Consider the following 25,105-nt stretch of genomic DNA (forward strand, 5'->3'; position numbering starts at 1 on the left):
TTTAGGTCGCTTTTTTTTATTGCCGCGACAAACACCATAACACGGCCTAACCGCAATGCGACGCCAGTTATAACGTCATTGTCAAATGGCTAAAAACAAAAATGCCAGCTTAATACTGGCATTTTTATCTGGTTAAATAATCAACCGATTATTTTTTATTGCGAGATTCACGCTTGCGATCCGACTCTTTTAAGAACTTCTTACGAATACGGATATTCTCTGGCGTAACTTCGACTAACTCGTCATCATCGATGAACTCAAGCGCTTGCTCAAGTGTCATTTTAATTGGTGGCGTTAGTACCTGTGCATCATCAGTACCGGCAGCACGTACGTTAGTTAATTGCTTACCTTTTAACACGTTTACGGTTAGGTCGTTATCACGGCTGTGGATACCAACAACCATACCTTCGTACACTTCAACACCGTGACCAATCATGAGACGACCGCGATCTTGTAAGTTAAATAGTGCGTTAGTTAATGCTTTACCTTGCGCGTTAGAAATCAATACACCGTTTAGACGCTGACCAATTTCACCACCTTTATGTGGACCGTACTGTAAGAACGTGTGGTAAATCAAACCAGAACCAGACGTTAACGTCATGAATTCAGTTTGGAAACCAATTAAACCACGACTTGGCATGATAAAGTCCATGCGAATGCGACCTTTGCCGTCTGGCGCCATATCGGTTAGTTCGGCTTTACGCAGACCCATTTTCTCCATGATCGAACCTTGATGCTCTTCTTCAACATCAATCGTTACGGTTTCATACGGTTCTTCGATTTGGCCGTCAACTTCGCGCATGATTACTTCTGGACGTGAAACCGCTAGTTCGTAGCCTTCACGACGCATGTTCTCGATAAGGATACCTAAGTGCAATTCACCACGACCTGATACGCGGAATTTATCTGGATCATCGGTTTCTTCAACACGCAACGCAACGTTGTGAACCAATTCTTTTTCCAAACGCTCTAGGATATTACGTGACGTAACATATTTACCTTCTTGACCCGCAAATGGAGAAGTATTTACTTGGAACGTCATGGTAACAGTTGGCTCATCTACTGATAGTGGTGGTAGTGGCTCAACTTCGCTTGGACAACAGATGGTGTCAGAGATTTTTAAATCGCCTAAACCAGTAATCGCGATAATGTCACCCGCTTGTGCTGAGTCTACTTCGTAACGATCTAGACCTAAGTAACCGTAGACTAAGCCAACCTTGCCGTTGTGTATTTTACCGCTGGCTGTTTGCACAGTAACTTGCTGACCTGGCTTAACTGTACCACGAGTAACACGGCCTAAACCGATAACACCAACGTACGAGTTGTAGTCAAGCTGAGAGATTTGCATCTGGAAAGGACCATCTACGTCAGCATCTGGACACGGTACTTCGTCGATGATGGTTTGGAATAATGGCGTCATGTCGGTGCCAGTTTCGCCTTCTTCAAGAGAAGCCCAGCCATTGATCGCTGACGCGTAAACCACTTTAAAGTCTAACTGTTCATCAGTAGCACCAAGGTTATCGAATAAGTCGAATACTTGATCCATAACCCAATCAGGACGTGCACCTGGTTTGTCGATTTTGTTAATTACAACAATCGGCTTCAAGCCTTGTGCGAATGCTTTTTGGGTAACGAAACGCGTTTGCGGCATAGGCCCTTCTTGAGCGTCAACAATCAACAATACGGAGTCTACCATTGACATAACGCGCTCTACTTCACCACCGAAGTCGGCGTGACCAGGAGTGTCGACGATATTCACGCGGTAATCATTCCAATTAATGGCCGTATTTTTAGCCAAAATGGTAATACCACGCTCTTTCTCGATATCGTTAGAATCCATTACGCGTTCATCAACGTCTGCGCGAGAGTCTAAAGTACCAGATTGTTGGAGTAGCTTATCAACCAAAGTCGTTTTACCATGGTCAACGTGCGCTATGATCGCAATGTTACGTAATTTATCTAACACTGTATTTGCCCTTTCTAATGCTCACAATTGAGCGGTCTAAATGTCTTACAACTAAAAGTGGCGCGTATTATAAACTAAAACCTTGCAATAAGCCGAAGTTTTTTGTTTCATAGCAAGTAAATAATAAAAATGCTTGTGCGGCAAAAACCGTTTGAGTAGGAAACCGGCATTTCAGGCTGTCAAAGACAGTGCAGGTAGATGAGATATTCAAGCGCACCGCAACAATGCGGTGCACCAAACTAGTGCACCGCAGCACCAGAATGATCCAACTGGGACGCGAAAATAAAACGAATAAATATAATAGCCTTATATATTAATCACTTGAAAAGTTGGCATGGTTTTAGCTTACTAAATGTCAATCAGGTCGGTATACGGCTAATAAAAAATTTTAATAATCAACCTGCACACACATACGGAGACTTTCATGTCACAAGCAGTTTTAGATCTAATTAAAGAAAACGACGTAAAATTTGTTGATTTACGCTTCACTGACTCAAAGGGTAAAGAGCAACACGTTTCTCTTCCTCACCATCAGATTGATGAAGATTTCTTCGAAGATGGCAAAATGTTCGATGGTTCTTCTATCGCTGGTTGGAAAGGTATCAACGAATCAGACATGGTATTGATGCCAGATGCGTCAACTGCTGTGCTTGACCCATTTACTGAAGAAGTTACATTAAACATCCGTTGTGACATCCTTGAGCCAGCAACGATGCAAGGTTACAGCCGTGACCCTCGTTCAGTTGCCAAGCGCGCTGAAGAGTACATGCGTTCAACAGGCATCGCAGACACCGTATTAGTTGGTCCAGAGCCAGAGTTCTTCGTATTTGATGATGTAAAATTCAAAGCAGACATGTCAGGCGCTATGTACAGCATTGACGACAAAGAAGCACACTGGAACAGCTCAACTTCATACGAAGATGGTAACCACGGTCACCGTCCACGTGTTAAAGGTGGTTACTTCCCAGTAGCACCAGTTGACTCATCACAAGATCTTCGTTCAGCAATGTGTCTAGTAATGGAAGAAATGGGCCTTGTTGTTGAAGCGCATCACCACGAAGTTGCAACCGCTGGTCAAAACGAAATCGCTTGTCGTTTCAACACCATGGTTAACAAAGCTGACGAAGTACAAATCTACAAGTATGTTGTACACAACGTAGCGCACGCTTACGGTAAAACGGCTACGTTCATGCCTAAGCCATTAGTTGGTGACAACGGTACTGGTATGCACGTTCACCAATCTCTAGCAAAAGACGGTGTTAACCTATTTGCTGGCGACCAATACGGTGGTCTTTCTGAAACTGCTCTTTACTACATCGGCGGTATTATCAAGCACGCTAAAGCACTAAACGCTTTCACTAACGCGTCAACTAACTCGTACAAGCGTCTAGTTCCAGGTTTCGAAGCACCAGTAATGCTTGCATACTCTGCGCGTAACCGTTCAGCGTCAATCCGCATTCCAGTGGTACCTTCACCGAAAGCTCGTCGTATCGAAGTTCGCTTCCCTGATCCGACAGCTAACCCATACTTAGCATTCTCAGCAATGCTTATGGCTGGCCTTGACGGTATCAAGAACAAGATCCACCCTGGCGATGCAATGGACAAAGACTTGTACGACCTACCAGCAGAAGAAGCTGCGGCGATCCCACAAGTAGCGTCATCTCTAGAAGAAGCATTAAACGCTCTTGAAAACGACCGTGAGTTCTTAACAGCTGGTGGCGTTATGGATGACGACATGATCGACGCATACATTGCACTTAAACGCGACGAAGTTGAAACGTTAAACATGACAACTCACCCTGTAGAGTTCGAAATGTACTACAGCGTTTAATTCTATTCGCTGAACAGAAAAGCCCGCACTTAATGCGGGCTTTTTTTATGCTGATTACATAGTTAGGCGTGTTACCCCGGGTTGGTATTCTCTGCAATGAGCTATTTCGTGTAATAGCAAAGTAAAATAAACGTCGTTTGGTTATTGCAAATGAGAGAGTTCTACTGCTGCTAGTGTGATAAATCGCCATTGCCCCTTGGCTCAAGCGAAAATATACTGGCAAACAGCGCGATATTTAGTTAAATTAACAATAGCTTGTTGTGACCTTTTAGTAAGCTTTTCGCTCACTTATCTGGGTCACTAAACTGCAATACACTTCGGTACCGTTTATCTAGGAAAGCACATGTTAAGGTATGCCTTATTAACAACCCTTTTACTGAGTTTGGTAACACCTGTTGCCGACGCCGCCAGTAAGGTGTACGTTTGGCGAGATGAAAACGGTAACATGGTCTTTTCCGATAGTCCTAAACCAGGAGCAGCAGAAGTCGGTGAAGAGATTGAAGTCAAAGACAAACAAACCATTATTTCCTCTGTGGATACATCCATTCTCGACGTCAAACCAGAACCTGTTAAAGAGCAATATGAAGTTGAGATCACCCAACCTGAAGATCACGCCACCATTCGCGACAATTCAGGCTCCATATACATTGCCGGTCGCGTTGCCCCCTTGTTTAAACGAGGTTATCAGGTTCGTCTGATGTTCAATGGCCAACAGCACGGTGAGCCACAAACGCGCTCGGTGTTTATTTTGAGAGATGTTGACCGCGGTGAACACAAAATAAAATTAGAGCTACTCGACGATACAGGCAAGGTTATTGCATCCTCCAATGAAAGAACCGTTTATTTGCACCGTGCGAGAATAAAACGCCCCTAATTATCGCTTTTAAGGTGCAAATCTGCCGGCATTTGATTAAACTCAGATAAATGGCGCACCATTTTGGTGCATTGGAGAGCACCGTGCTGAGCAACAAACACTTAAAAGAGACACGCCTATTCTACGCATCACAAATGGTGCCGCAGATGGTTACTGCGGTCATCGTGATCAATGACGAACTGTGTGTACAGTATCTCAACCCGGCAGCAGAAGCCTTGTTAAGTAAAAGCCTGAACCGACTGTTTGGGCAAAAGTTATTGGATGTGTTTACCTATTCGAGCTTGTCAGAGCAGCGCTTGACGCAAGTGTTAAACAGCGGCCAAGATTTTACCGACTCCGACGTTGTCTTTGAATTCATTGAAGGGCATCACGTGACCGTTGAGGTAACAGGTTCGGTTTCATTGTTTAACAACACCGAGCACCTATTGCTCGAGTGTCGTCGCATCGATAAACAAAAAGAAATATCGCTTGAAGTGTTTCAAGAGCAACAATGGGAAGCGGCACAAGATTTAATCCGCGGCTTGGCTCACGAGATCAAAAATCCCTTAGGTGGTTTGCGCGGCGCAGCACAGTTACTCGATAGAGAAATACTTCCTGAACAACGCGAGTTTACCGCGATGATTATGGAACAAGCTGATCGGCTTAAAAACTTAGTCGACCGTTTGTTAGGCCCTAATCAGTTACCCAAGCTGGGTTGGTATAATATTCATGAAGTCGTTGAAAAAGTGTATCAACTAATGAGCCTAGACAACGACAAAGGCATTGCCTTTGTACGCGACTACGACCCGTCGATTCCCGATCTGCATATTGATACCGAAAAACTACAACAGACATTAATCAATATTATTGGTAACGCCAAGCAGGCTTTACCAGAAAACGGTCAAATTACCTTGAAAACTCGCATCGCAACCAATCAAACCATTCACGGTGTTAAGGTCAAGTTAGCGGTAAAGTTATCCATTATTGATAATGGCCCTGGTATTCCCCCTGACATTCAGGATACGCTTTTTTACCCCATGGTATCTGGACACCAAAATGGCACGGGTCTCGGCCTGTCAATTGCCCAAACCCTAGTCCACCAACACAACGGTAAGCTAGTCTGCCACAGCTATCCTGGGCGCACTGAATTTTCGATTATTTTACCTTTACCAAAGAGACAATAGTATGCAAGCAGAACAAGTTTGGATAGTCGACGACGATAGCTCAATTCGTTGGGTACTTGAAAAAGCATTACAAAACGCAGACATCAACTGCGCCTCGTTTAGTAACGCCGACGACATTCTCCGAGCGCTTGACTACGATCAACCGCAAGTGATTATCTCAGATATCCGCATGCCCAATATGGACGGCATGACACTGTTGGCTCGTATCAACGAACAATTTCCCAATCTGCCGGTGATCATCATGACCGCACATTCTGATTTAGACAGTGCCGTCAATGCCTATCAAGGTGGTGCTTTTGAATATTTGCCTAAGCCATTTGACATTGACGATGCGATTGCCTTGACTCAACGAGCACTTGACCACGCCAAAGAGCAACGCGCTCGTCGAAGCAAATCAGCGCAGAGTGCACCGAGTGTCGGTATTATTGGTGAAGCTCCGGCGATGCAAGAAGTGTTTCGCGCCATCGGCCGCTTATCTCGATCGAGTATCAGCGTGCTAATCAATGGCGAATCAGGTACCGGTAAAGAACTAGTAGCCAATGCACTGCACTCTCACAGCCCGCGCAAAAATGCGCCATTTATCCCTCTCAATATGGCAGCAATTCCCAAAGAGTTAATTGAGTCAGAGCTATTTGGTCATGAAAAAGGCGCGTTTACCGGTGCCAATTCAGTTCGCGAAGGCCGTTTTGAGCAAGCTCATCAGGGCACGTTGTTTCTCGACGAGATTGGCGATATGCCAATTGACGTGCAAACTCGTTTATTGCGTGTTTTGGCGGAAGGCGAATTTTACCGAGTCGGCGGGCACAGTCCAATAAAGGTCGATGTCAGGATCATTGCTGCTACTCATCAAAACCTCGAAGAGCTGGTTGCAAAAGGCGAATTTCGCGAAGACTTATTTCACCGTCTTAACGTCATCCGCATTCACTTGCCCAACCTCAAAGAGCGCAAAGAAGACATTGAACAACTGGCCAAACACTTCTTGGCCATCGCGGCAAAAGAATTGGGTGTAGAGGCGAAAACCATTTCCAAGGAGGCGATCAGTTTTCTCAGTCGATGCGACTGGCCCGGCAATGTAAGGCAGTTAGAGAACACCTGTCGCTATTTAACCGTTATGGCCAGTGGTAAAGAGATATTAGTCAGCGACATGCCAGCCGAAATTGCCGCCACCAATTCTGCTAGTCCAAGCAACCACCAGACAATAGACTGGCAAAGTTTATTGGCTCAGGCCATTGATCAAAAACTGCTTAGTGGCGTCGATGATATTTTGACTCAAGTGGTACCTGAATTTGAGCGAATTTGTCTTGATAGGGCGTTGGAATTTACCCATGGCCACAAACAAGATGCGGCTAAGAAACTTGGTTGGGGAAGAAACACCTTAACTCGCAAGCTAAAAGAGTTGTATTAACCCGCCGGTACAACAGTCCATTAACAGCCAATATATCGCAGGTAACAGCAATGCAAAAGGGAAGCTAAACGCTTCCCTTTATTGTCTATGTCAGTAACGGCTCACGAGCGGCGCTGCTTATGGCGTTGCACAACCGTCGTCATCGTGGCAAGAACGACAACCGTTACACAGCTTTAGGTTTACCACATGAGCGGCAACTAATAAGCCCGCACCAAGCAATATCATCAGCGGCTGTACGCTTTCATCAACACTGTGCTTGTGCCAGTAGATAAAGCCACCTAAAAACAATAAATAAAATGGGTAGATCTTTTTGTGGTAATTTTTAAACCCTGAGAACAATGCAAATGACCCCAAGGCCAGAGTAGCGAATAAAAACGCGTGCTCTACGTCGTGAGACGCCCATGCTTCAAGACCAAACAGAGACAACAAAGGCAACAACACTGGTAATAAAATACAGTGTAACGCGCACAGCGACGTCGCGGTAATGCCGAGCCTGTCTAACATGTAAAACACCTATCTGAAGATATACTGAATCTGTGATCGAAACGAGAAACAGAGGAAAAAATAAAGAGTGATATTATCACACTTCCATCAGTATAACAGGTATTTTTTGTTACGCATTGTTAATGCTAAAGCTGATGACCTGATCTATGCTCGGTTTATCTAACGCCAGCATTAACAAACGATCAACCCCTAAAGCAACACCTGCACAGTCCGGTAACCCATGGGTTAGCGCGGCGATCAACAGCTTATCGATCGGTTTGATTGGCAAGTGATTTGCGAGACGCCATTGGTTATCCTGCTCAAAGCGTCGCGCTTGCTCTTGCGCATCAGTTAACTCGTGAAAGCCATTGGCTAACTCAAAGCCCTTAAAATACAGCTCAAACCGACGAGCAACGCGTTGGTCGTGGTCATCAATACGGGCTAAGGCGCTTTGTGACGCAGGAAAATGATAGACAAAGCAAGGCCGTTGCTGACCGATTTTGGTTTCGACTAACTCGGCAAATAAAAACTGTAATATTATATCTTTATCAGTTTCTTTTAACACCCAGTCTGCATGCAAACCGTGTGCTGTCACCTGCGCTTTTAATTGGTCAATAGAACTGGTCAGTGGATCAACGCCAACACACTGTATAAACACTTGTTGATAGGTGATTTTTTCACTGCTTTCACAGCCTAAAATGGTTTGCATTAACTGCTCAACTTCCGCCATTAATTGCACGTGATCAAAGCCAACTCTATACCACTCTAACATGGTAAATTCGGGGTTGTGATAACGCCCGGCAAGTTCGTGGCGAAAGGCTTTACACAATTGATAAATGCAACCACTTCCGGCAGCCAATAGGCGCTTCATCGCAAATTCAGGCGATGTTTGCAAAAACAATTGCTGCGCCTGATTACTGTTGTGTGCACTGCCATCTAACTGAGTGGCAAACGCATCGAGGTGCACATCGGTTACCGTTGCGTGAGATAAACACGGTGTTTCAACTTCCAATACGTTACGCTCGGCAAAAAATTGGCGGATGTTAGCAATTAACTTGGCGCGCTGTTTTAAAGTGGTGATATTCGCAGTGGGTTGCCAACGGTGCTCCATCGTTACTGTCCTTCAACATAGGTTAACTTAGAAATAAAGGTTGTGTATTGGCGCAACAGTCAAACCTGTGGCTTGAGCAACAACGCAATTAACGCCGGCGGTATTCGCGGCTTGTGTAAGCACCGGTTTGACCGCTACAAAAAAGGCTAGCTCAGTGCTAACCTTTTCAGTTTAAGACAACGAGGTGTCTTTGTTATTTGTTCGCACGAGATACGTATTCGCCACTGCGGGTATCTACTTTAACCACTTCACCTATTTGGATGAACAGAGGTACGCGAACCACGGCTCCGGTGCTCAATGTCGCTGGCTTACCACCTGTTCCGGCGGTATCGCCTTTTAAGCCAGGGTCGGTGTCAACAATTTCAAGTTCTACAAAATTTGGCGGAGTTACGGTAATTGGGCTTCCGTTCCACAAAGTGATGGTACACATGTCACCTTCTTTTAACCACTTCACATTATCGCCCACTGCTGCTTCGTCTGCTGCAATTTGTTCGAACGTGTCGTTGTTCATAAAGTGCCAAAACTCACCATCGGCATATAGGTACGCCAAATCGGTATCCATAACGTCAGCACCTTCAACTGACTCACCTGATTTAAAGGTTTTTTCAAGAACTTTACCTGAAATTAGCTTGCGGATTTTTACGCGGTTAAATGCCTGACCTTTACCGGGTTTAACAATTTCGTTTTCTAGAATGTTACACGGCTCTCCGTCAATCATTAACTTCAGGCCAGCCTTAAATTCATTGGTACTATAATTACCCATAGTGTTCTCTTATGTATTTGTGTTCTCGAATAGATTAAAATCTGTCGCCAAGATAAATACGCTTGGTATTTACCCGTAGAGATTATTAATGACGCAAATAATAACCCGAATTGAGGACAATGTGCATAGCTTTTGGGAAAAAGAGTTAGCAAATGTTGTCACCGACCCCAAACAACTCTTGTCTATGCTAAATATAGACGAGAAACAGTACCGTTCACATTTTAATGCGCGCAAGCTGTTTCCAGTTCGAGTACCGCGCCCGTTTATTGCCAAAATGCAATGTGGGAAAATTGACGATCCGCTATTGCGTCAAGTCATGCCGAGCAGTGAAGAGTTTGTCGACGTCGAGGGCTTTATCAGCGATCCGCTTGAGGAACACAACACCGTAGCCGAAGGTTTACTGCACAAATATCACAATCGCGTATTGATGATTGTTAAGGCCGGTTGTGCGGTTAACTGCCGCTATTGTTTTCGCCGTCATTTTCCCTACCAAGACAACAGCCCGAACAAGCAAAGGTGGCAGCCAGCACTTGACTACATCAGTGCCCACGACGAGCTCAACGAAGTGATCTTTTCAGGGGGCGACCCACTCATGGCAAAAGACAGCCACCTGCAATGGCTCGTTGACAAAGTCAGTGACGTTAGCCACATTAAACGCCTGCGCATTCACACTCGACTACCTGTTGTCATCCCCAAGCGCATTAACCAAGCGCTACTCGACACCTTGTCGCAAACTCGCTTGCAAGTTGTTATGGTATTACACATTAATCACAGCAACGAGTTGTGTGACGATCTTGCTCAAGCGGTGGCGCAACTAAGACAGCACAATGTACTGGTACTTAACCAAAGCGTGCTGTTAAAAGGCGTCAATGACGATAGTGCGGTACTGTGTGAGTTATCTGAGCGCTTATTCGATATTGGTGTGATACCCTATTACCTGCATCTGCTCGATCCGGTAAAAGGGGCTGCTCACTTTAACGTTGAGCTAAGCGCCGCCACCACGATTGCCAAACAAATGATGGCTAACTTGCCTGGCTTTTTAATGCCCAAAGTTGTGCAGGAGCTCGCTGGAGAAGCCAACAAAACCCCGATTAATTTATCATTGTGTTAAGAAATACTTATGACGTCAAATATTGAAAAACACCTAGTAGACAACATTTCTCAATTGTTAAAACGCTCGCTAACGATCGATGCGACGCTAAACGAGTTACGCCAACAAAAGCAAGCTAACTTTAACGCTATTTTCCCGAAGAACAGTGAGTTTAAGGTACACGCTGATACGTTTCAGCCGTATATTGAAGAGCTCGCTGATGAATTGCTTATTTTTCAGCAGACCCAAAATAATGAGTTGCTTATGGCGATGGTGAAAAAGATCGAGTTGTTGTACTCACTGATCAACAAGTTTGAAACCTTATACGAACAGTAACAATGAGCGGGCAATGGTTATGCCATTGCCTGCGTTATTTACCATCGCTAAACGTTTGTTCAAACCACTCGCCAATCATCGCTTTTTCATAGCTAAAGTTTTCGTGGCGCATGCTGCGTTTTGGACTGTTAAAAAAGCCCATGTCCTTGAGCTTCTCTTCGCCTTGCTTCAATACTTCGCCACTTGCGTCGGTCAACTGATAGCGAAAACGCATTTTTGGAAAGTACAAGTCTTCAATGACTCTGACTGTTGCATTATTAGGGCCTACCATGTAGCGAACATCACCTGCCAAATCGAGGTTAGTAACATCCATTTGTAGTGTTTGTCCGTCGGGTAACGTTGCCGCCAGTTCACCTATATAGGTTTCTAGCTCACTAAATACGCGCTTTTCAAAGCGTTTACGAGGTTCATCGCCAGGACGAATATCGGTGTAGGTATTTGGTTCGATCCAATTGACTTTCGCCTCACCGGCATAGGCGTGCGTTATTGAAAACAGAGCCCCACAGATAAGACTGTTCAGAATAAACGTATTTATCTTCATTGATATCACCTTGTCATTATATTTACCCTACATAGACAACGCAGTTGGTAATAAAGTTTAATAAAATTTCAACATTTATTATCGTAACAGGGACACCGCCTTACCCGCCCCTATGGTTTATCGGTGGCGTACCGGTGGTGTGCGAGTCGATTCGACATTGTCGCTTCTGCTTTTGCTGAACGTATCATCAGCCGCTAGGAACTGTTAAAGGTTGTGATAGCACCACACCTAGCGCTGACAGCGGGTGTTTTAACAACGCGACCATAGCTGATATTTTCTAGGCTGTACAAGCCATGACAACGCATTAACTCTCGATTAAGACTAACCTAGCTTTGACTGCTTTAACAGCGCACAGCGCAAGCGTTTTCTACACGATTAACTTGAAAAACGTACAGTTTGTGTGTTTTGATTATTTGAAAAACAGTATACAGTTAGCTTCATAGGGATGATTTATTAGGGTTTATTGACATAAATGTAGCTCGACCTAATTGTTATCGAACCATTGATATTAATAATATGAAATTCGTTACCTCCTTCAGACATTATTTTTTTCTATCGGCCTTTATAGGGATTATGACGGCTTTAATGATGGTATTTTTAGAGCCTTTTGATACCAAACAGCAATTTAGCGTTATTGATACTCTGCGCCTAGCTGGATACGGGGTAGTGGTGACTATCTCGTTATTAATCAGTTACTCACTGGAGAGGCAGTGGTACATAAAAAGTGGCAAGGTCTGGCATATTGCCAACGAAGTGTTTGCCATGACGTTTTTGTTTATTCTGATCGCAACGTGTACTAACGTGTATCACGCATTCATGTTTGGTGCTGAAGATAAGTCTATGATCGAATTTGGCTTGTTTGTGATCAAGTTTGTCTTGCCATTTGCCGTGTTCTTTTTCCCCGTCATCATGTTACTCAGACAATATTTTGGCTCTGACGCTCAACCATCCGCTAATGAGCCAAAGAACATTGCACCTACCGATGCTTTGGTGACGTTAAAAGGTGAAAATACTGACGAGCAGTTGACGTTTGCGTCTTCGCTTTTTTGCTGTGCGATAGCCCAACAAAATTATGTATCGCTAAGTATACTCAACTCACAGGGCGAAATAACAGACGTGTTGTTACGAGCGACACTGTCTGACATTCACAGGCAATTGCCTGAGGCGATGCGAGTACACCGCTCCTATTTAATCAATCCCAATAAGATAACAAAAGTGTTTGGCTCTAAGCGCAACGCCAAAGTCGTTATCGAACATATCAGTACGCCAATCCCCATTGGAGTTACCTATTTCGACAAGGTCAAAAACAAGCTGTAGTTTCGTCCCTGAAATCGGTAATTCATCCCAAAAACAGCGACTTAATCAAGCGTTCGGTCCCCTCGTCACTGATTTCCCACATTAGCGTTTTATTTCGATATTGTTGATACAACACATCAAAGCCAAATGGGAAATGAACAATGAAATTGACAAAGTTACTAGTCGCTATCTTATCCATCATCACCATATCTGCCTCAGCAACCTGGGGGCTTTTCTATGCGAGTGAATATGTGTCAGGAACAGACTATGTTGAGTATTTAAACAGGAACAAAGAATCAAAACCCTTATCCGAGCCGTTTGAGTTTGATTTGATCAAAGGAGATATCAGCCGCCACTCGTTAATCTTAGTAGGCGAAATTCACGGATTTCATACTCCCACTGAATTCGATGTAGAATTTTTTACCTACCTAAGAAAGCATTTCAATGTTAAAACTTACCTACTTGAAATGGACTTTAGCCAAGCCTACTTCATGAATAAGTACAACCAAACTGGTGATGAGGAAATTCTTGAAAAGGTGTTAAAAAACTGGGTGGTGAACATTGGTCAGGATAATTCATCGTATAAAAAGCGCTGGCAGAAGTTACAGAAACTCTATCAAACCGGTGCCACCTTCGAATACGTTGGCAACGATAAACTGCGCGACATAGGCATGCTCTATGCCCATCTTAATGAGTTAGACCAGCAACTGTTATACGGTGTTGATACCAATCAATCTGAACAGGAACTACTGCGATTAGCACTTGAGGCGATAAATAGCCGCTTGGCGATGGATATAGCAGCCGAACTCACTAGTCAATTAACCCACATAAAACGCAATATCGAGTATAAGATTGAAAACACCCATAGAGAACAAGTGCTAACAACGAATCTGCTTGACTTATATGAGCTTTATGGCCTTTATGAACAACAAGTTTACGGGTTTTATGGGCTAGGTCACACCTTGCTAGATCCCATTGCTGAAGGTCATAACCCGATGGCGTCCAGACTGACTGAACACGACAGCTGGTTTTTGGAGAATACACTGGCGATCAACATGGTGTTTGTTGACAGCAACATGACCGTAAGAAGCAATACATTACCGGCATTTATGCAAGATGAAGGGACGTATTCAAAACTGCCGGTGTCTTACGACAGCCTGCTTACGTATTATGCATATGGCATTATGGATCTGAAGCAAGCAACCAGTCGAGGTTCTAAAACGCTGTTCAAATTAAACAATGTCGATAGTCCATATCAACAAAGCCAGCGCCTGTTTAATGCCTTTAAACTTCTGCCGATGGGCCAGACGATAACCGCCACCGATAAGTCGGTAACGACAGATTACAGTCAGTACTTACTGTTTATTCGGGATTCAGATTGGGCTATGCCATAGACAAGATGTATGCCTAAAAAGAAAAAACCCCGCAACCGAATGGGTTGCGGGGTTAATGAAACAGTAAGTGTTTCGATGAACGGTGGACGTTCGGGCTTACATCATGCCGCCCATGCCACCCATGCCGCCCATGCCGCCCATATCAGGCATTGCTGGAGCTGCATCGTCTTGTGGTACATCAGTTACCATTGCTTCGGTAGTCAGCATTAACGCGGCTACAGAGGCAGCGAACTGAAGCGCACTGCGGGTTACTTTAGTCGGATCAAGGATACCCATTTCCAACATGTCGCCGTAGGTGCTGTTACCAGCGTTGTAACCAAAGTTACCTTCGCCTTGGCGCACAGCATTTAATACTACCGCAGCTTCGTCACCACAGTTGGTTACGATTTGGCGAAGCGGTGCTTCCATCGCGCGCAACGCTACTTTAATACCGTGGTTTTGGTCTTCGTTAGCACCTTGAAGATCTTTGATCTTGTCGGCAACGCGCACTAAAGCAGTACCACCACCAGCAACAACGCCTTCTTCAACGGCAGCGCGAGTTGCGTGTAATGCATCTTCTACGCGTGCTTTTTTCTCTTTCATTTCAACTTCAGTTGCTGCGCCAACTTTAATTACCGCAACACCGCCAGCCAACTTAGCTAAGCGTTCTTGTAGTTTTTCTTTGTCGTAATCAGACGTGGTATCTTCGATTTGACCGCGAATTTGCGCAACGCGACCATTGATATCTGCCTCTTCACCGATACCATCGATAATCGTAGTGTTGTCTTTTGAGATCACAACGCGCTTGGCTTGACCTAAATCTTCAAGAGTCGCTTTCTCAAGTTCCATGCCGATTTCTTCAGAGATAACCGTACCAGCAGTTAGTACCGCGATGTCTTGTAGCATTGCTTTGCGACGGTCACCGAAGCCAGGAGCTTTAACCGCTGCCACTTTAACGATACCGCGCATGTTGTTTACAACCAGTGTTGCTAGTGCTTCACCTTCAACGTCTTCTGCGATAATTAACAGTGGCTTACCTGCTTTAGCTACCGCTTCAAGTGTACCTAGAAGTTCGCGAATATTTGAAATCTTCTTATCGACTAATAGGATAAATGGGTTTTCAAGTTCAACAGTACCGTTTTCTTGGTTGTTGATGAAGTATGGCGATAAGTAACCGCGGTCAAACTGCATACCTTCAACGACATCCAGTTCGTCAATTAGCGCTTGACCTTCTTCAACAGTGATAACGCCTTCAGTACCCACTTTCTCCATCGCTGTTGCGATGATTTGACCTACTGTGCTGTCAGAGTTCGCAGAGATAGTACCAACTTGTTCAATCGCCTTGTTATCTGCACATGGCGTTGAAAGGGCTTTTAATTCGGTAACCGCTGCACTAACAGCTTGATCAATACCGCGTTTTAAATCCATAGGATTCATGCCCGCAGCAATTGATTTTAAACCTTCATTTACGATAGCTTGCGCTAATACGGTTGCGGTAGTCGTACCGTCACCAGCTTCGTCATTGGCTTTAGACGCAACTTCTTTAACCATTTGCGCACCCATGTTTTCGAACTTGTCTTTTAGTTCGATTTCTTTCGCTACGCTTACACCGTCTTTGGTGATCGTTGGACCGCCGAAGCTTTTGTCTAACACAACGTTGCGGCCTTTAGGACCTAGGGTTACTTTTACTGCGTCTGCTAAAACATTAACGCCCTTAAGCATTTTTACACGAGCGTCATTACCAAATAATACGTCTTTTGCTGCCATTTCTTTTTCCTTCTAAGCTGTTCTATTCGCGTTGGATTACACCAATGCGCTGTAAATTATTCTACGATTGCCAGAATGTCGGCTTCACTTAAAATCAGTACTTCTTCGCCGTCTAATTTCTCAGTTTTGGTACCGTAACCTTCTGAAAATATGACTTGATCGCCAATTTTCACATCTAATGGACGTACCTCACCGTTTTCAAGAATACGACCATTACCAACGGCAATAACCTCACCGCGAGTTGATTTTTCTGCTGCACTACCGGTCAACACAATGCCACCAGCAGACTTAGTTTCAACTTCTTTGCGCTTAACAATCACACGATCGTGTAAAGGACGAATGCTCATTTTTTTCTCCTGATATAATTATGAGAACTTCTACATGTTTATGTTTTAAGCAAATAAGGGTTCGCTTAATGTTTTTCAAGGTTCTTTTACTAAAAAATAGCGAACTAATTTTTTTTAGAGTAAAGACGCCTTATTTATCTAATCTTTTGGTATTTTCGTCGGTCTCGACAACCGTACTCTCAACTTCAATATCAATCACATCATCACCGGCATCGTCGCGGCGTTGCGAGGATGAATTTCTCTGCTGATAAAAATCGTGGTATGTTTGCTGAGTACTGCTGTAAAAAAAGGCTGAACCGTTTTTGTTGGCCTTGAGCAGTTGCTGTTGTACGAGCTTGACAATCGCCGATCGAGATACCGGCCAAAGCAGGGCTAAGCCAAAGGCATCGGTAATAAAACCAGGGGTTAACAGTAAAACGCCGGCCACCAGCAATAACAAGGCAGCGATAATTTCATCCGACGGCATTTGCCCTTGTGCCAGCTTGTGCTGTACCGACTGATACGTGGTTAAGCCTTGTTGACGCACCATTGTCGCGCCAAGCCATGCGGTGATGATTACCAATAAAATCGTCGGTAACGCGCCAATAAAAGCCCCAACATTGATCAACACCATTATTTCGATAATGGGCATAATAATAAAAAGTAAAAACAGTACTTTGAACATGGCTTAAATCTGAAATCTGTATTTGATGCAACTTATATTGGGTTTATTCGCTATTTTTCAAGCGCCAAGCCCGCTTTCGTGTTAAAAAGTGAAGCCATTGTTATCTAAATTCGGGTTAACAACGTACATCATCGATGATAAGGATCAATAACCGTGTATCAAACCGTATTGTGTAATTGCCCTAGTAAAGACATCGCCGTCGATATTGCCAAGCGCTTGGTGCGTGATAAACTTGCAGCCTGTGTTAACGTGATTGACAATGTCAGCTCGATTTATCAATGGCAAGGCGACGTCGTTGAAGACATTGAAGTGACTTTAATTATCAAAACTAAGGCAAGCGTTTTTGATCAGCTAGCAACAACCATAGAGTCTATGCACCCCTATGACGTGGCTGAAATTATCGCTTTCGACATCAACCAAGGTAGCCAACAGTATTTGGCGTGGATCAACGAAACAGTGAAGTAACCTATGCGCTTAATCCCTTTAATATTTGCCGTATTATGGCTAGTAACAAGTGGTACTGGTAAAGCTCAAGAGTCCCTTTTTGATACCTCATCACTCGATAATCTTTTTTCTAATCAGCAAGAATTTTTGCCCGTTGAAGAAGCCTTTCGCTTTGACTTCAATCAACAACAGTCCGAATTAGAAGTCTACTTTGCCATAGCCGATGGCTACTACATGTACCGCGATAAATTTAAATTTACCGCCAATAAAGCCACCTTTGAGCAACCCGAACTACCGTTAGGTACTGAGCATCACGATGAATACTTTGGCGTGCAGCAGGTGTTCTACAACCAAGTCAAATTTACCATTGACCTGTTAACCGTAGACGCCGATGCGGATATTACCATTACCTATCAAGGCTGTGCCGATAAAGGGCTTTGTTACCCGCCGACCAAAAAAGTGGTTAATTTAGCGCAATTGAGTAACACATCATCATCTGCTAGCGATGTGTTAGCCAGTATCGCTGGCCCGTCACCGCAGCAAGCCAGCTCAGATACCAAGGCACTTAATAAGCCACCAATAAGTCAACAAGATAATTTGGCTGCTCGTCTGAGTTCCGATAATCTGCTTTGGGTATTGCTGAGCTTTTTTGGTTTGGGTGTACTGCTGTCGTTCACCCCATGTGTCTTTCCTATGTACCCGATTTTAACCGGTATCATCGTTGGTCAAGGTAACTCTTTAACGACCAAAAAAGCGTTTGCTTTGTCGTTTTCCTACGTTCAAGGTATGGCCATTACCTATACCATTTTAGGGGTCGTTGTCGCTCTTGCGGGGGCACAATTTCAAGCTGCTTTCCAGCACCCTATTGTACTTGTTGCACTGAGTATTTTGTTTATTGTCTTAGCGTTGTCGATGTTTGGCGTATTTAACTTAGCGCTGCCGTCTAGCTGGCAAAACAAACTCACCGAAATAAGTAACGGTCAAAAAGGTGGAGCCTATTCTTCGGTGTTTACCATGGGGGCGATATCCGGTTTGGTGGCGTCCCCGTGTACTACAGCGCCACTTACCGGGGCGTTGATCTACATCGCTCAATCAGGCGACGTTGTGGTTGGCGCCTCGGCGCTTTACGCATTGAGTTTAGGTATGGGCTTACCGCTACTGGTATTGGGCAGCTCCGGTGGTAAATTACTGCCCAAAGCCGGTAATTGGATGACGGTTATAAAGAATATTTTTGGCTTTTTACTGCTCGCCGTACCGATCTTTTTACTCGAGCGCTTCATTGATCAAGATATAAGCCAACTGCTGTGGGCATTGCTTATTTTTGCCACTGCCAGCTACTTTTACGTGGTTAATTCAACGACTAAGATTGAAGCAAGAGGCTTTTGGTTTGGAGTGCGAGCCTGCTTTATTTTTGCCCTGCTGTTCACCGGTGCTATAGTCGCGTATCAAACCTTAGTTAAACCGGAACACGTCGTTGCTGAGCACAAAACGGGGTTTGTTCACGTCAACAATTTAGCCGAATTACAGCAACAGATAGCCATAGCCAATCAACAAGGCTTAACGGTGATGGTCGACTTATACGCCGACTGGTGTATCGCCTGTAAAGAATTCGAACAATACACGTTTCCCAAGGCCAATGTTCAGCAAGCGTTAGCCAATTCAGTAATGATTCAGATAGACTTAACGGATACTGGTAACGACGAGAGCATTGAGCTGATGCAACATTTTAATGTGTTTGGTTTACCGTCGATTTTATTTTTTGATACCCAAGGCAATGAACTCACCCAACAACGCGTAACGGGCTTCATGGCAGCCGATCCATTTGCCGCTCATATCAATCGCATCTTTAATCAATAATCGATTACTCTCTACTCAAACGCGATCACCACTGAGGTGATCGCGCATTTCCGCCGCCTACAAACCACCTGTAGTGATTAGACCAGTATTTTGGTGCTAATTGCTGCGAAAATAACTATAATGTGCGCTAATTTGGAAAAACTTGCATTTGTGTGAAAGTTTCAGCAAGCTTTTTGATAACGACTCATGCTATTGTCTAACAATAATAAATAATAAACGGAATTCTCAACAAATGACGACAAAGTTTAAAGTTTTACTGCTTAATGGCCCCAATTTAAACATGTTGGGTAGACGAGAGCCGAGCGTATACGGCGATCAGACCCTTGATGATATTGTTGGCCAATTACACGTTGCAGCCAAAGCACTAAACATTGAACTGTCGCACCAGCAGAGCAATGCCGAGCATGAATTAATTGATGTTATTCATCAAGCGCACAACGACGTTGATTTTATCATTATCAACCCCGCGGCATTCACCCACTCGAGCATTGCCTTGAGAGACGCTTTATTGGCTGTAAGTATCCCATTTATTGAAGTGCATTTATCAAATATTCATGCACGTGAACAATTTCGCCATCACTCATACCTTTCAGACATTGCTGAAGGGGTTATTTGTGGTTTGGGCGCGCTAGGTTATCAATACGCCTTGCAACACGCCCACCATGTATTGAATAAAAATTAAGTAAAAACATTATTAATTAAAGGTGTACCAATGGACATTCGCAAAATTAAAAAGTTAATCGAACTGGTTGAAGACTCAGGTATCAACGAATTAGAAATCTCAGAAGGGGAAGAGAGTGTGCGCATCAGCCGCGGTGGTCAAGTTGTGGCTGCGGCACCAATGGCAGCACCAGTTGCAGCGCCTGCACCAGTAGCTGCGTCTGCACCAGCAGCGGCACCTGCGGAAGCGGCAACAGCGGCCAGTGAAATTACCGGTCACATCGTTCGTTCACCGATGGTTGGTACCTTCTATTCTTCGCCTTCTCCTGAGGCTCCTGCGTTTGTTGAAGTAGGTCAACACGTCAACGCTGGCGATACTCTGTGTATTGTTGAAGCGATGAAGATGATGAACCAAATCGAAGCGGACAAATCAGGTGTTATCAAACAAATCCTTGCTCAAAACGAAGACACCATCGAGTTTGATCAACCTCTATTTGTTATCGAATAAACGACAAGGGAAAGTAATTCCATGTTAAAAAAAGTTGTAATTGCTAACCGAGGCGAAATTGCACTGCGCATATTACGTGCCTGTAAAGAGCTAGGTATCAAAACGGTTGCTGTGCATTCTACTGCTGACAGAAACCTAAAACACGTGTTGCTAGCAGATGAAACCATTTGTATTGGCAAGCCAGCCGCCACGGAAAGCTACCTTGATATTCCGCGCATTATCACCGCGGCCGAAGTCACCAATGCAGACGGTATTCACCCCGGCTACGGCTTCTTGGCTGAAAACGCTGATTTTGCTGAACAAGTAGAAGATTCAGGTTTCGCCTTTATCGGCCCTAAAGCCGATGCGATTCGCTTAATGGGTGACAAAGTATCTGCCATTGAGGCGATGAAAAAAGCCGGCGTACCATGTGTACCGGGTTCAGATGGTCCTCTAACAGATGACGACGAAGCCAACTTGGCTCACGGTCGTCGCATTGGCTACCCAGTGATTATTAAAGCATCAGGCGGTGGTGGCGGACGCGGTATGCGCGTTGTTCGCGAAGAATCAGCACTGTTAGAAGCGATTCAACTCACCAAATCTGAAGCTCGAGCAGCGTTTAATAACGATATGGTTTACATGGAGAAATTCCTTGAGAACCCTCGTCACGTTGAAATTCAAGTACTCGCAGATGGCCAAGGTGGCGCAATTCACCTAGGCGAGCGCGATTGCTCAATGCAACGCAGACACCAGAAAGTGGTTGAAGAAGCACCAGCGCCAGGCATCAGCGAAGAAGTTCGCGCTAAAATTGGCGAGCGCTGTTGTAATGCGTGTATTGAAATTGGTTATCGCGGTGCCGGTACATTTGAGTTTTTATACGAAAATGGCGAATTTTACTTCATCGAAATGAACACCCGCATCCAAGTTGAGCACCCAGTCACCGAAATGGTTACCGGCGTTGACTTAATCAAAGAACAGTTGCGAGTTGCGTCTGGTGAAAAGCTCACGTTAAAGCAGCAAGATATCAAGGTATCTGGTCACGCTATTGAGTGTCGCATCAACGCCGAAGATCCGCGCACGTTTATTCCTTCTCCGGGCAAAATTAGTCGCTTCCACCCACCAGGTGGAATGGGGGTTCGTTGGGATTCACACGTCTACACGGATTACTCTGTGCCGCCACATTACGATTCAATGATCGGCAAACTGATCACCTACGGTGAAACCCGTGACGTAGCTATTGCTCGTATGAAGAATGCGTTGGATGAGTTGGTCATTGACGGCATCAAAACCAACATCGCTTTACAAGAAGACATTATGGATGACGCAGGCTTTGCTCGTGGTGGTGCTAATATTCACTACTTAGAGAAAAAGCTAAGTAACCAAGATTAGTGTTGATCACGCGTTGTCGACACAACGTACATTAACCAATATCTGATAACGCCAAAAACCCTGCTTATGCGGGGTTTTTTGTTGTTGAGACACGCGTTATTATATGTCGGAACTTGATCAACAATAGGTAGTGATATGTCAAACAGCACTTCAACAATGGAAAAACCGCTTCCCCCAGGCGACGGCGAATGTTGTGAAAGCGGTTCGTGTAACCCATGTGTATGGGACTTTTACTACAGCGAATTACAGCAATGGCGTATTCAACAAGCCGAACTGAAAGCTGAGCAAGCAACATCGCCCTCAAGCGACACTGATTCCTGATTGTTCTAGGGGCTAACTAAGCATTGTTGTCAGCCTCTTAGAACAAAGCTAATGCGCTCGCATGTCAAACCTAGCATTGCCAAATATTGTCTGGCGACGGTAAACAACGCTTGCGGCGCTACCCGCATTTACCGACTCGATTTATAGCTCTCGACGTACCCATGCCCCGTTTTGGCGTATGGCAAATGCCATTGCTCTCCCTGCAATACCCGTCAGCGTGTATTTAGGCTTGCGACGTATTGAACTCGCTTTTTTCAGCTATAGTAATATATAGCATTTTGTTTGCTTAACACTCCCCCTGTTTAGGGGTATTGCCTGAATTTTTTGTGTGGTGAATCCGCTTCAGTTAGTGTCAGAATTATTTACACATTGTGAAGGCTCAAACGCCATCGGCACGTGTAACGTCGTACAAGGCGCTGATAATCAAGCAGACTAAATACATGGCGTAATAATTGCATTTATTTACTCAAGAGGAACTGTGTCGACGTAATGATGTAAAGTTGCCATGCGCTGTTGACAACGCGCATGATCAAGCAGTAGCAACTTGTTGTAATAAGGAACACAAGCAGTACTTATGGCAATGGACGTGCACTGGATATGGAATAGCCAGCGTATACGGAATCCGGTACGTGTTTGTCAGCGTTTTACACATGTCCCTTTCATTTAATCACTCCGTTAGAGCGGTTAATGGTAAGTTTTAGTTTGGAGAGGTAATTATGAAAACAATTAGGCTGATAGCGCTGTTTTTTGTCACCGCTTTTTCTAGCCAAGCCTATGCAAATCTGGTGTTGAGTCCAGAAGTTTGTGATGGTGGTGAAATATGGTGTGCGACGTCAAATGACAATAGTGCCAATAAAACGCTACAAGAGTTGTTTGGTGTTGACGCTTCTGATCTTCTCTACAAAGGTCAGGTTGGTGGAAGTGATGAGGGTAGCGCTGCATCGGTATATGATACAGTTTTTGCGAATACGTCTAATGATCCAGAAGACGCCACCATTTCTTACACTTCGGGCGATGCGTTAGATTGTGTCAACAACGAATGTTATCTTGAAGTAAAAGACGGTAAGCAAGAACCTGCGCGTTACTTATTCAACATTACTGGTTGGGACGGCACGACAGATATTGTTGCTCAGAACTTCTGGCCTGACAACGGCGCCATTTCGTATATTGCGATTTGGGGTGGTTCGCCAATTTGTACCGATGGACAATCGTGTCCTCCGGGCGACCCGCGCACCGACGTACCAGAGCCGAGTACACTGATGATTTTATCGCTGGCTTTACTCGGTTTAGTATCGCGTCGTAAATTAAAGGCATAACGCGAGCTAAGTTGTCAATCCGGTATCTGTGGTTTACGACACATAACAAGGATTGAGCTAAGTACTCGTAGTTATTAAGAAATCAAGGGAAACGGGGCATACCGTTTCCCTTTTGTGCTGGTATGTTATTTGATTGCGCTTATGATTGCGCTTACAAAACGCCTCACAGAGCGTTTTCCTTCCTTCTTGATAATACCCCACTATTCTTTACCTAGCGCTATGTGTTGTTATCTGTAGTGCAATATTTCACCTACATTAGCGGCTGCGTTGATAGCCAAAGGGACGACCACAATGACATGGCATTATTAAACTATGCTTTGGCGTTGGACGAAATACTGAGGTTTGATCGCAAAAAGTAAATAATGAGCACTAATGAACTAAACATCAGTAGCGCAAAAGGCAGCGGTGTATCATTGTGAAAAAAGGTTAATATAGGCCCTGCTGCGGCGCCGATGCCAAAGCGAAGTGTACCGATAACAGCGGTCGCGGTACCACTGTGCTCGGCAAATTCCATTAAAATTAACGCATCCGAGTTAACCGCGATCAAGGCTATGCTGCCCATTAACGGCATAATACAGACAACGGTCCATACAAGGGACAGTTGTAGGACATGGATCAATACCAACAATGAGGCAAACAGTAGCCCGAGATAAAGCGCGCGAATTAAAATGTATGTCGAACCCAACCGAGATACAAAGCGGGAATTGAAAAACTGAGCCAACATAAACGAGACAATATTTAACGCAAATAAGGCACTGAAAACGAATTCGCCCGTTTGATAAAACTGTAAGTAAATAAATGGAATCGAGGTTAAATACGCAAAAAACGACAAGGAAACGAGCATTGAGGTGATAATGTACTTACGCGCCGGTTGATGAGAGAACACGGTTTTGTACCGCCCAATAATATCAATTGGTGGACGACTTGGCTCTGTCGAGAAAGCGCTGTGCGGTAATTTGGAAACGCTAAGAGTAAAAATACTTATACCGTATGCCCCGAGAAAGTAAAACATCGCCTGCCAACCTAAAGAGTACATGATCACGCTTCCCATTGTTGGCGCAACAAGAGGGGCCAGCATCATAATCATCGATACGTAAGACATGCCTTTGGCTGTGTCTTTACCATAAAACTGACGTATCACCCCTGGCACAACAACGGTTGCTGCACTTCCACAGAATGCTTGAATAAAGCGCAATACGGTAAACATCTCCACCGATGAACACAGCGGTAATAACAAACTTGCAATAGAAAACGCCAACAGACCGGGCAACGCCAATGCTCGCCGACCAATGCTGTCGACCATAGGACCAAAAAGAAGTAAGCCGGCGGCATAACCCGCTAAGTAAACACTCAACGAATTTTGTACAATAGCAACTGAAGTGTGAAAATAGTCAGCTATGGTTAACATAGCAGGTAAATACATGTCTAATGCCAACGGAGTGATGGCGACAATCGATGCTAGCAACGGTAGCAATGTTGTCATCCGTGAAGCGGCTGGCTTGGAACGAAAAAAAGACATGTTGATATTGCCTAACGATTTGCACTAATTTAGTTTATGATGAGGGCTACAGTATAACGGATTTTTATTTTTGCCGTAGCAAAAGCTGATATCCTCGTATTA

General features: G+C 44.4%; 24 protein-coding genes. 15 read left to right on the top strand and 9 right to left on the bottom strand.

The window, feature by feature from the left end; translation table 11 throughout:
• Positions 1–148: 148 nt before the first annotated feature.
• A complete protein-coding gene (gene typA, locus ACAY30_RS12810; protein ID WP_290252562.1) occupies positions 149–1,966 on the bottom strand; it encodes a translational GTPase TypA in 1,818 nt (605 codons plus the stop codon).
• A gap of 424 nt (positions 1,967–2,390) precedes the next feature.
• Here typA and glnA point away from each other — a divergent pair, with 424 nt between their 5' ends.
• The 4 genes from glnA (at position 2,391) to glnG (ending at position 7,239) form a co-directional block, all read left to right on the top strand.
• Positions 2,391–3,797, top strand: a complete 1,407-nt coding sequence (gene glnA, locus ACAY30_RS12815; RefSeq protein ID WP_290252561.1) for a glutamate--ammonia ligase — start codon at positions 2,391–2,393, stop codon at positions 3,795–3,797.
• A 343-nt stretch (positions 3,798–4,140) separates the two neighbouring features.
• Entirely contained in the window at positions 4,141–4,671 is a 531-nt protein-coding gene (locus tag ACAY30_RS12820; protein WP_290252560.1) for a DUF4124 domain-containing protein, read from the top strand.
• Between the two features lie 83 nt (positions 4,672–4,754).
• Positions 4,755–5,834, top strand: coding sequence for a nitrogen regulation protein NR(II) (gene glnL, locus ACAY30_RS12825; RefSeq protein ID WP_290252559.1), 1,080 nt, complete (start codon positions 4,755–4,757; stop codon positions 5,832–5,834).
• 1 nt (position 5,835) lies between these two features.
• Positions 5,836–7,239 (top strand): nitrogen regulation protein NR(I), encoded by a 1,404-nt coding sequence (gene glnG / locus ACAY30_RS12830; protein ID WP_290252558.1) that lies wholly within the window; start codon positions 5,836–5,838, stop codon positions 7,237–7,239.
• Between the two features lie 117 nt (positions 7,240–7,356).
• Here glnG and ACAY30_RS12835 read toward each other — a convergent pair whose 3' ends face one another.
• The 3 genes from ACAY30_RS12835 to efp all read right to left on the bottom strand — a co-directional run bounded on the left by ACAY30_RS12835 (position 7,357) and on the right by efp (position 9,596).
• Positions 7,357–7,743, bottom strand: coding sequence for a MerC domain-containing protein (locus ACAY30_RS12835; protein ID WP_290252557.1), 387 nt, complete (start codon positions 7,741–7,743; stop codon positions 7,357–7,359).
• A 109-nt stretch (positions 7,744–7,852) separates the two neighbouring features.
• A complete protein-coding gene (gene epmA / locus ACAY30_RS12840) occupies positions 7,853–8,833 on the bottom strand; it encodes an elongation factor P--(R)-beta-lysine ligase (RefSeq protein ID WP_290252556.1) in 981 nt (326 codons plus the stop codon).
• A gap of 193 nt (positions 8,834–9,026) precedes the next feature.
• Complete coding sequence (gene efp, locus ACAY30_RS12845) at positions 9,027–9,596, bottom strand: elongation factor P (RefSeq protein WP_290252555.1); 570 nt, start codon at positions 9,594–9,596, stop codon at positions 9,027–9,029.
• 88 nt (positions 9,597–9,684) lie between these two features.
• Here efp and epmB point away from each other — a divergent pair, with 88 nt between their 5' ends.
• Complete coding sequence (gene epmB, locus ACAY30_RS12850; RefSeq protein WP_290252554.1) at positions 9,685–10,707, top strand: EF-P beta-lysylation protein EpmB; 1,023 nt, start codon at positions 9,685–9,687, stop codon at positions 10,705–10,707.
• A gap of 9 nt (positions 10,708–10,716) precedes the next feature.
• Positions 10,717–11,022, top strand: a complete 306-nt coding sequence (locus tag ACAY30_RS12855; protein ID WP_290252553.1) for a hypothetical protein — start codon at positions 10,717–10,719, stop codon at positions 11,020–11,022.
• 34 nt (positions 11,023–11,056) lie between these two features.
• Here the strand turns inward: ACAY30_RS12855 and ACAY30_RS12860 are convergent, their stop codons facing one another.
• Positions 11,057–11,563 (bottom strand): DUF3016 domain-containing protein, encoded by a 507-nt coding sequence (locus tag ACAY30_RS12860; RefSeq protein WP_290252552.1) that lies wholly within the window; start codon positions 11,561–11,563, stop codon positions 11,057–11,059.
• Between the two features lie 585 nt (positions 11,564–12,148).
• Here ACAY30_RS12860 and ACAY30_RS12865 point away from each other — a divergent pair.
• Together ACAY30_RS12865 and ACAY30_RS12870 are read left to right on the top strand one after the other, a co-directional pair.
• Positions 12,149–12,880 carry a LytTR family DNA-binding domain-containing protein gene (locus ACAY30_RS12865; RefSeq protein WP_290252551.1) on the top strand — a complete coding sequence of 244 codons (732 nt, stop codon included), beginning with the start codon at positions 12,149–12,151 and terminating at the stop codon, positions 12,878–12,880.
• A gap of 140 nt (positions 12,881–13,020) precedes the next feature.
• A complete protein-coding gene (locus ACAY30_RS12870) occupies positions 13,021–14,253 on the top strand; it encodes a hypothetical protein (protein WP_371189929.1) in 1,233 nt (410 codons plus the stop codon).
• A gap of 96 nt (positions 14,254–14,349) precedes the next feature.
• On the opposite strand, the gene groL is transcribed toward ACAY30_RS12870, so the two are convergent.
• The 3 genes from groL to ACAY30_RS12885 all read right to left on the bottom strand — a co-directional run bounded on the left by groL (position 14,350) and on the right by ACAY30_RS12885 (position 17,010).
• The gene (groL, locus tag ACAY30_RS12875) at positions 14,350–15,999 is read right to left on the bottom strand and encodes a chaperonin GroEL (RefSeq protein WP_290252548.1); all 1,650 of its coding nucleotides are present in this window, start codon (positions 15,997–15,999) and stop codon (positions 14,350–14,352) included.
• A 56-nt stretch (positions 16,000–16,055) separates the two neighbouring features.
• Complete coding sequence (locus tag ACAY30_RS12880; RefSeq protein WP_290252547.1) at positions 16,056–16,346, bottom strand: co-chaperone GroES; 291 nt, start codon at positions 16,344–16,346, stop codon at positions 16,056–16,058.
• 130 nt (positions 16,347–16,476) lie between these two features.
• Positions 16,477–17,010 carry an FxsA family protein gene (locus ACAY30_RS12885; protein WP_290252546.1) on the bottom strand — a complete coding sequence of 178 codons (534 nt, stop codon included), beginning with the start codon at positions 17,008–17,010 and terminating at the stop codon, positions 16,477–16,479.
• A gap of 153 nt (positions 17,011–17,163) precedes the next feature.
• On the opposite strand from ACAY30_RS12885, the gene cutA reads away from it, so the two are divergent.
• The 7 genes from cutA (at position 17,164) to ACAY30_RS12920 (ending at position 23,484) form a co-directional block, all read left to right on the top strand.
• On the top strand, positions 17,164–17,475 hold the full coding sequence (gene cutA / locus ACAY30_RS12890; protein WP_290252545.1) for a divalent-cation tolerance protein CutA: 312 nt from the start codon (positions 17,164–17,166) through the stop codon (positions 17,473–17,475).
• 3 nt (positions 17,476–17,478) lie between these two features.
• The gene (locus ACAY30_RS12895; RefSeq protein ID WP_290252544.1) at positions 17,479–19,311 is read left to right on the top strand and encodes a protein-disulfide reductase DsbD; all 1,833 of its coding nucleotides are present in this window, start codon (positions 17,479–17,481) and stop codon (positions 19,309–19,311) included.
• A gap of 232 nt (positions 19,312–19,543) precedes the next feature.
• On the top strand, positions 19,544–19,993 hold the full coding sequence (gene aroQ / locus ACAY30_RS12900) for a type II 3-dehydroquinate dehydratase (protein ID WP_290252543.1): 450 nt from the start codon (positions 19,544–19,546) through the stop codon (positions 19,991–19,993).
• Positions 19,994–20,023: 30 nt separating this feature from the next.
• Positions 20,024–20,479 (top strand): acetyl-CoA carboxylase biotin carboxyl carrier protein, encoded by a 456-nt coding sequence (accB, locus tag ACAY30_RS12905; RefSeq protein ID WP_290252542.1) that lies wholly within the window; start codon positions 20,024–20,026, stop codon positions 20,477–20,479.
• 21 nt (positions 20,480–20,500) lie between these two features.
• Positions 20,501–21,847, top strand: coding sequence for an acetyl-CoA carboxylase biotin carboxylase subunit (gene accC / locus ACAY30_RS12910; protein ID WP_290252541.1), 1,347 nt, complete (start codon positions 20,501–20,503; stop codon positions 21,845–21,847).
• 135 nt (positions 21,848–21,982) lie between these two features.
• On the top strand, positions 21,983–22,168 hold the full coding sequence (locus tag ACAY30_RS12915; RefSeq protein WP_290252540.1) for an oxidoreductase-like domain-containing protein: 186 nt from the start codon (positions 21,983–21,985) through the stop codon (positions 22,166–22,168).
• Between the two features lie 716 nt (positions 22,169–22,884).
• The gene (locus tag ACAY30_RS12920) at positions 22,885–23,484 is read left to right on the top strand and encodes a PEP-CTERM sorting domain-containing protein (protein ID WP_290252539.1); all 600 of its coding nucleotides are present in this window, start codon (positions 22,885–22,887) and stop codon (positions 23,482–23,484) included.
• Positions 23,485–23,794: 310 nt separating this feature from the next.
• On the opposite strand, the gene ACAY30_RS12925 is transcribed toward ACAY30_RS12920, so the two are convergent.
• Positions 23,795–25,003, bottom strand: coding sequence for a multidrug effflux MFS transporter (locus ACAY30_RS12925; RefSeq protein WP_290252538.1), 1,209 nt, complete (start codon positions 25,001–25,003; stop codon positions 23,795–23,797).
• Positions 25,004–25,105 lie beyond the last annotated feature (102 nt).

This window comes from Thalassotalea ponticola (genome assembly GCF_041379045.1).
GTDB classification, from domain to species: Bacteria; Pseudomonadota; Gammaproteobacteria; order Enterobacterales; family Alteromonadaceae; genus Thalassotalea_A; species Thalassotalea_A ponticola.

Coding starts and splice junctions, on each gene's coding strand:
- epmB (WP_290252554.1), top strand. CDS start 9,685: ATGACGCAAATAATAACCCGAATTGAGGACAATGTGCATAGCTTTTGG.
- epmA (WP_290252556.1), bottom strand. CDS start 8,833: ATGGAGCACCGTTGGCAACCCACTGCGAATATCACCACTTTAAAACAG.
- ACAY30_RS12860 (WP_290252552.1), bottom strand. CDS start 11,563: ATGAAGATAAATACGTTTATTCTGAACAGTCTTATCTGTGGGGCTCTG.
- ACAY30_RS12870 (WP_371189929.1), top strand. CDS start 13,021: ATGAAATTGACAAAGTTACTAGTCGCTATCTTATCCATCATCACCATA.
- accB (WP_290252542.1), top strand. CDS start 20,024: ATGGACATTCGCAAAATTAAAAAGTTAATCGAACTGGTTGAAGACTCA.
- ACAY30_RS12885 (WP_290252546.1), bottom strand. CDS start 17,010: ATGTTCAAAGTACTGTTTTTACTTTTTATTATTATGCCCATTATCGAA.
- groL (WP_290252548.1), bottom strand. CDS start 15,999: ATGGCAGCAAAAGACGTATTATTTGGTAATGACGCTCGTGTAAAAATG.
- ACAY30_RS12925 (WP_290252538.1), bottom strand. CDS start 25,003: ATGTCTTTTTTTCGTTCCAAGCCAGCCGCTTCACGGATGACAACATTG.
- ACAY30_RS12855 (WP_290252553.1), top strand. CDS start 10,717: ATGACGTCAAATATTGAAAAACACCTAGTAGACAACATTTCTCAATTG.
- ACAY30_RS12820 (WP_290252560.1), top strand. CDS start 4,141: ATGTTAAGGTATGCCTTATTAACAACCCTTTTACTGAGTTTGGTAACA.
- efp (WP_290252555.1), bottom strand. CDS start 9,596: ATGGGTAATTATAGTACCAATGAATTTAAGGCTGGCCTGAAGTTAATG.
- aroQ (WP_290252543.1), top strand. CDS start 19,544: ATGACGACAAAGTTTAAAGTTTTACTGCTTAATGGCCCCAATTTAAAC.
- ACAY30_RS12895 (WP_290252544.1), top strand. CDS start 17,479: ATGCGCTTAATCCCTTTAATATTTGCCGTATTATGGCTAGTAACAAGT.
- glnA (WP_290252561.1), top strand. CDS start 2,391: ATGTCACAAGCAGTTTTAGATCTAATTAAAGAAAACGACGTAAAATTT.
- accC (WP_290252541.1), top strand. CDS start 20,501: ATGTTAAAAAAAGTTGTAATTGCTAACCGAGGCGAAATTGCACTGCGC.
- ACAY30_RS12865 (WP_290252551.1), top strand. CDS start 12,149: ATGATGGTATTTTTAGAGCCTTTTGATACCAAACAGCAATTTAGCGTT.
- ACAY30_RS12835 (WP_290252557.1), bottom strand. CDS start 7,743: ATGTTAGACAGGCTCGGCATTACCGCGACGTCGCTGTGCGCGTTACAC.
- glnG (WP_290252558.1), top strand. CDS start 5,836: ATGCAAGCAGAACAAGTTTGGATAGTCGACGACGATAGCTCAATTCGT.
- ACAY30_RS12920 (WP_290252539.1), top strand. CDS start 22,885: ATGAAAACAATTAGGCTGATAGCGCTGTTTTTTGTCACCGCTTTTTCT.
- ACAY30_RS12915 (WP_290252540.1), top strand. CDS start 21,983: ATGTCAAACAGCACTTCAACAATGGAAAAACCGCTTCCCCCAGGCGAC.
- ACAY30_RS12880 (WP_290252547.1), bottom strand. CDS start 16,346: ATGAGCATTCGTCCTTTACACGATCGTGTGATTGTTAAGCGCAAAGAA.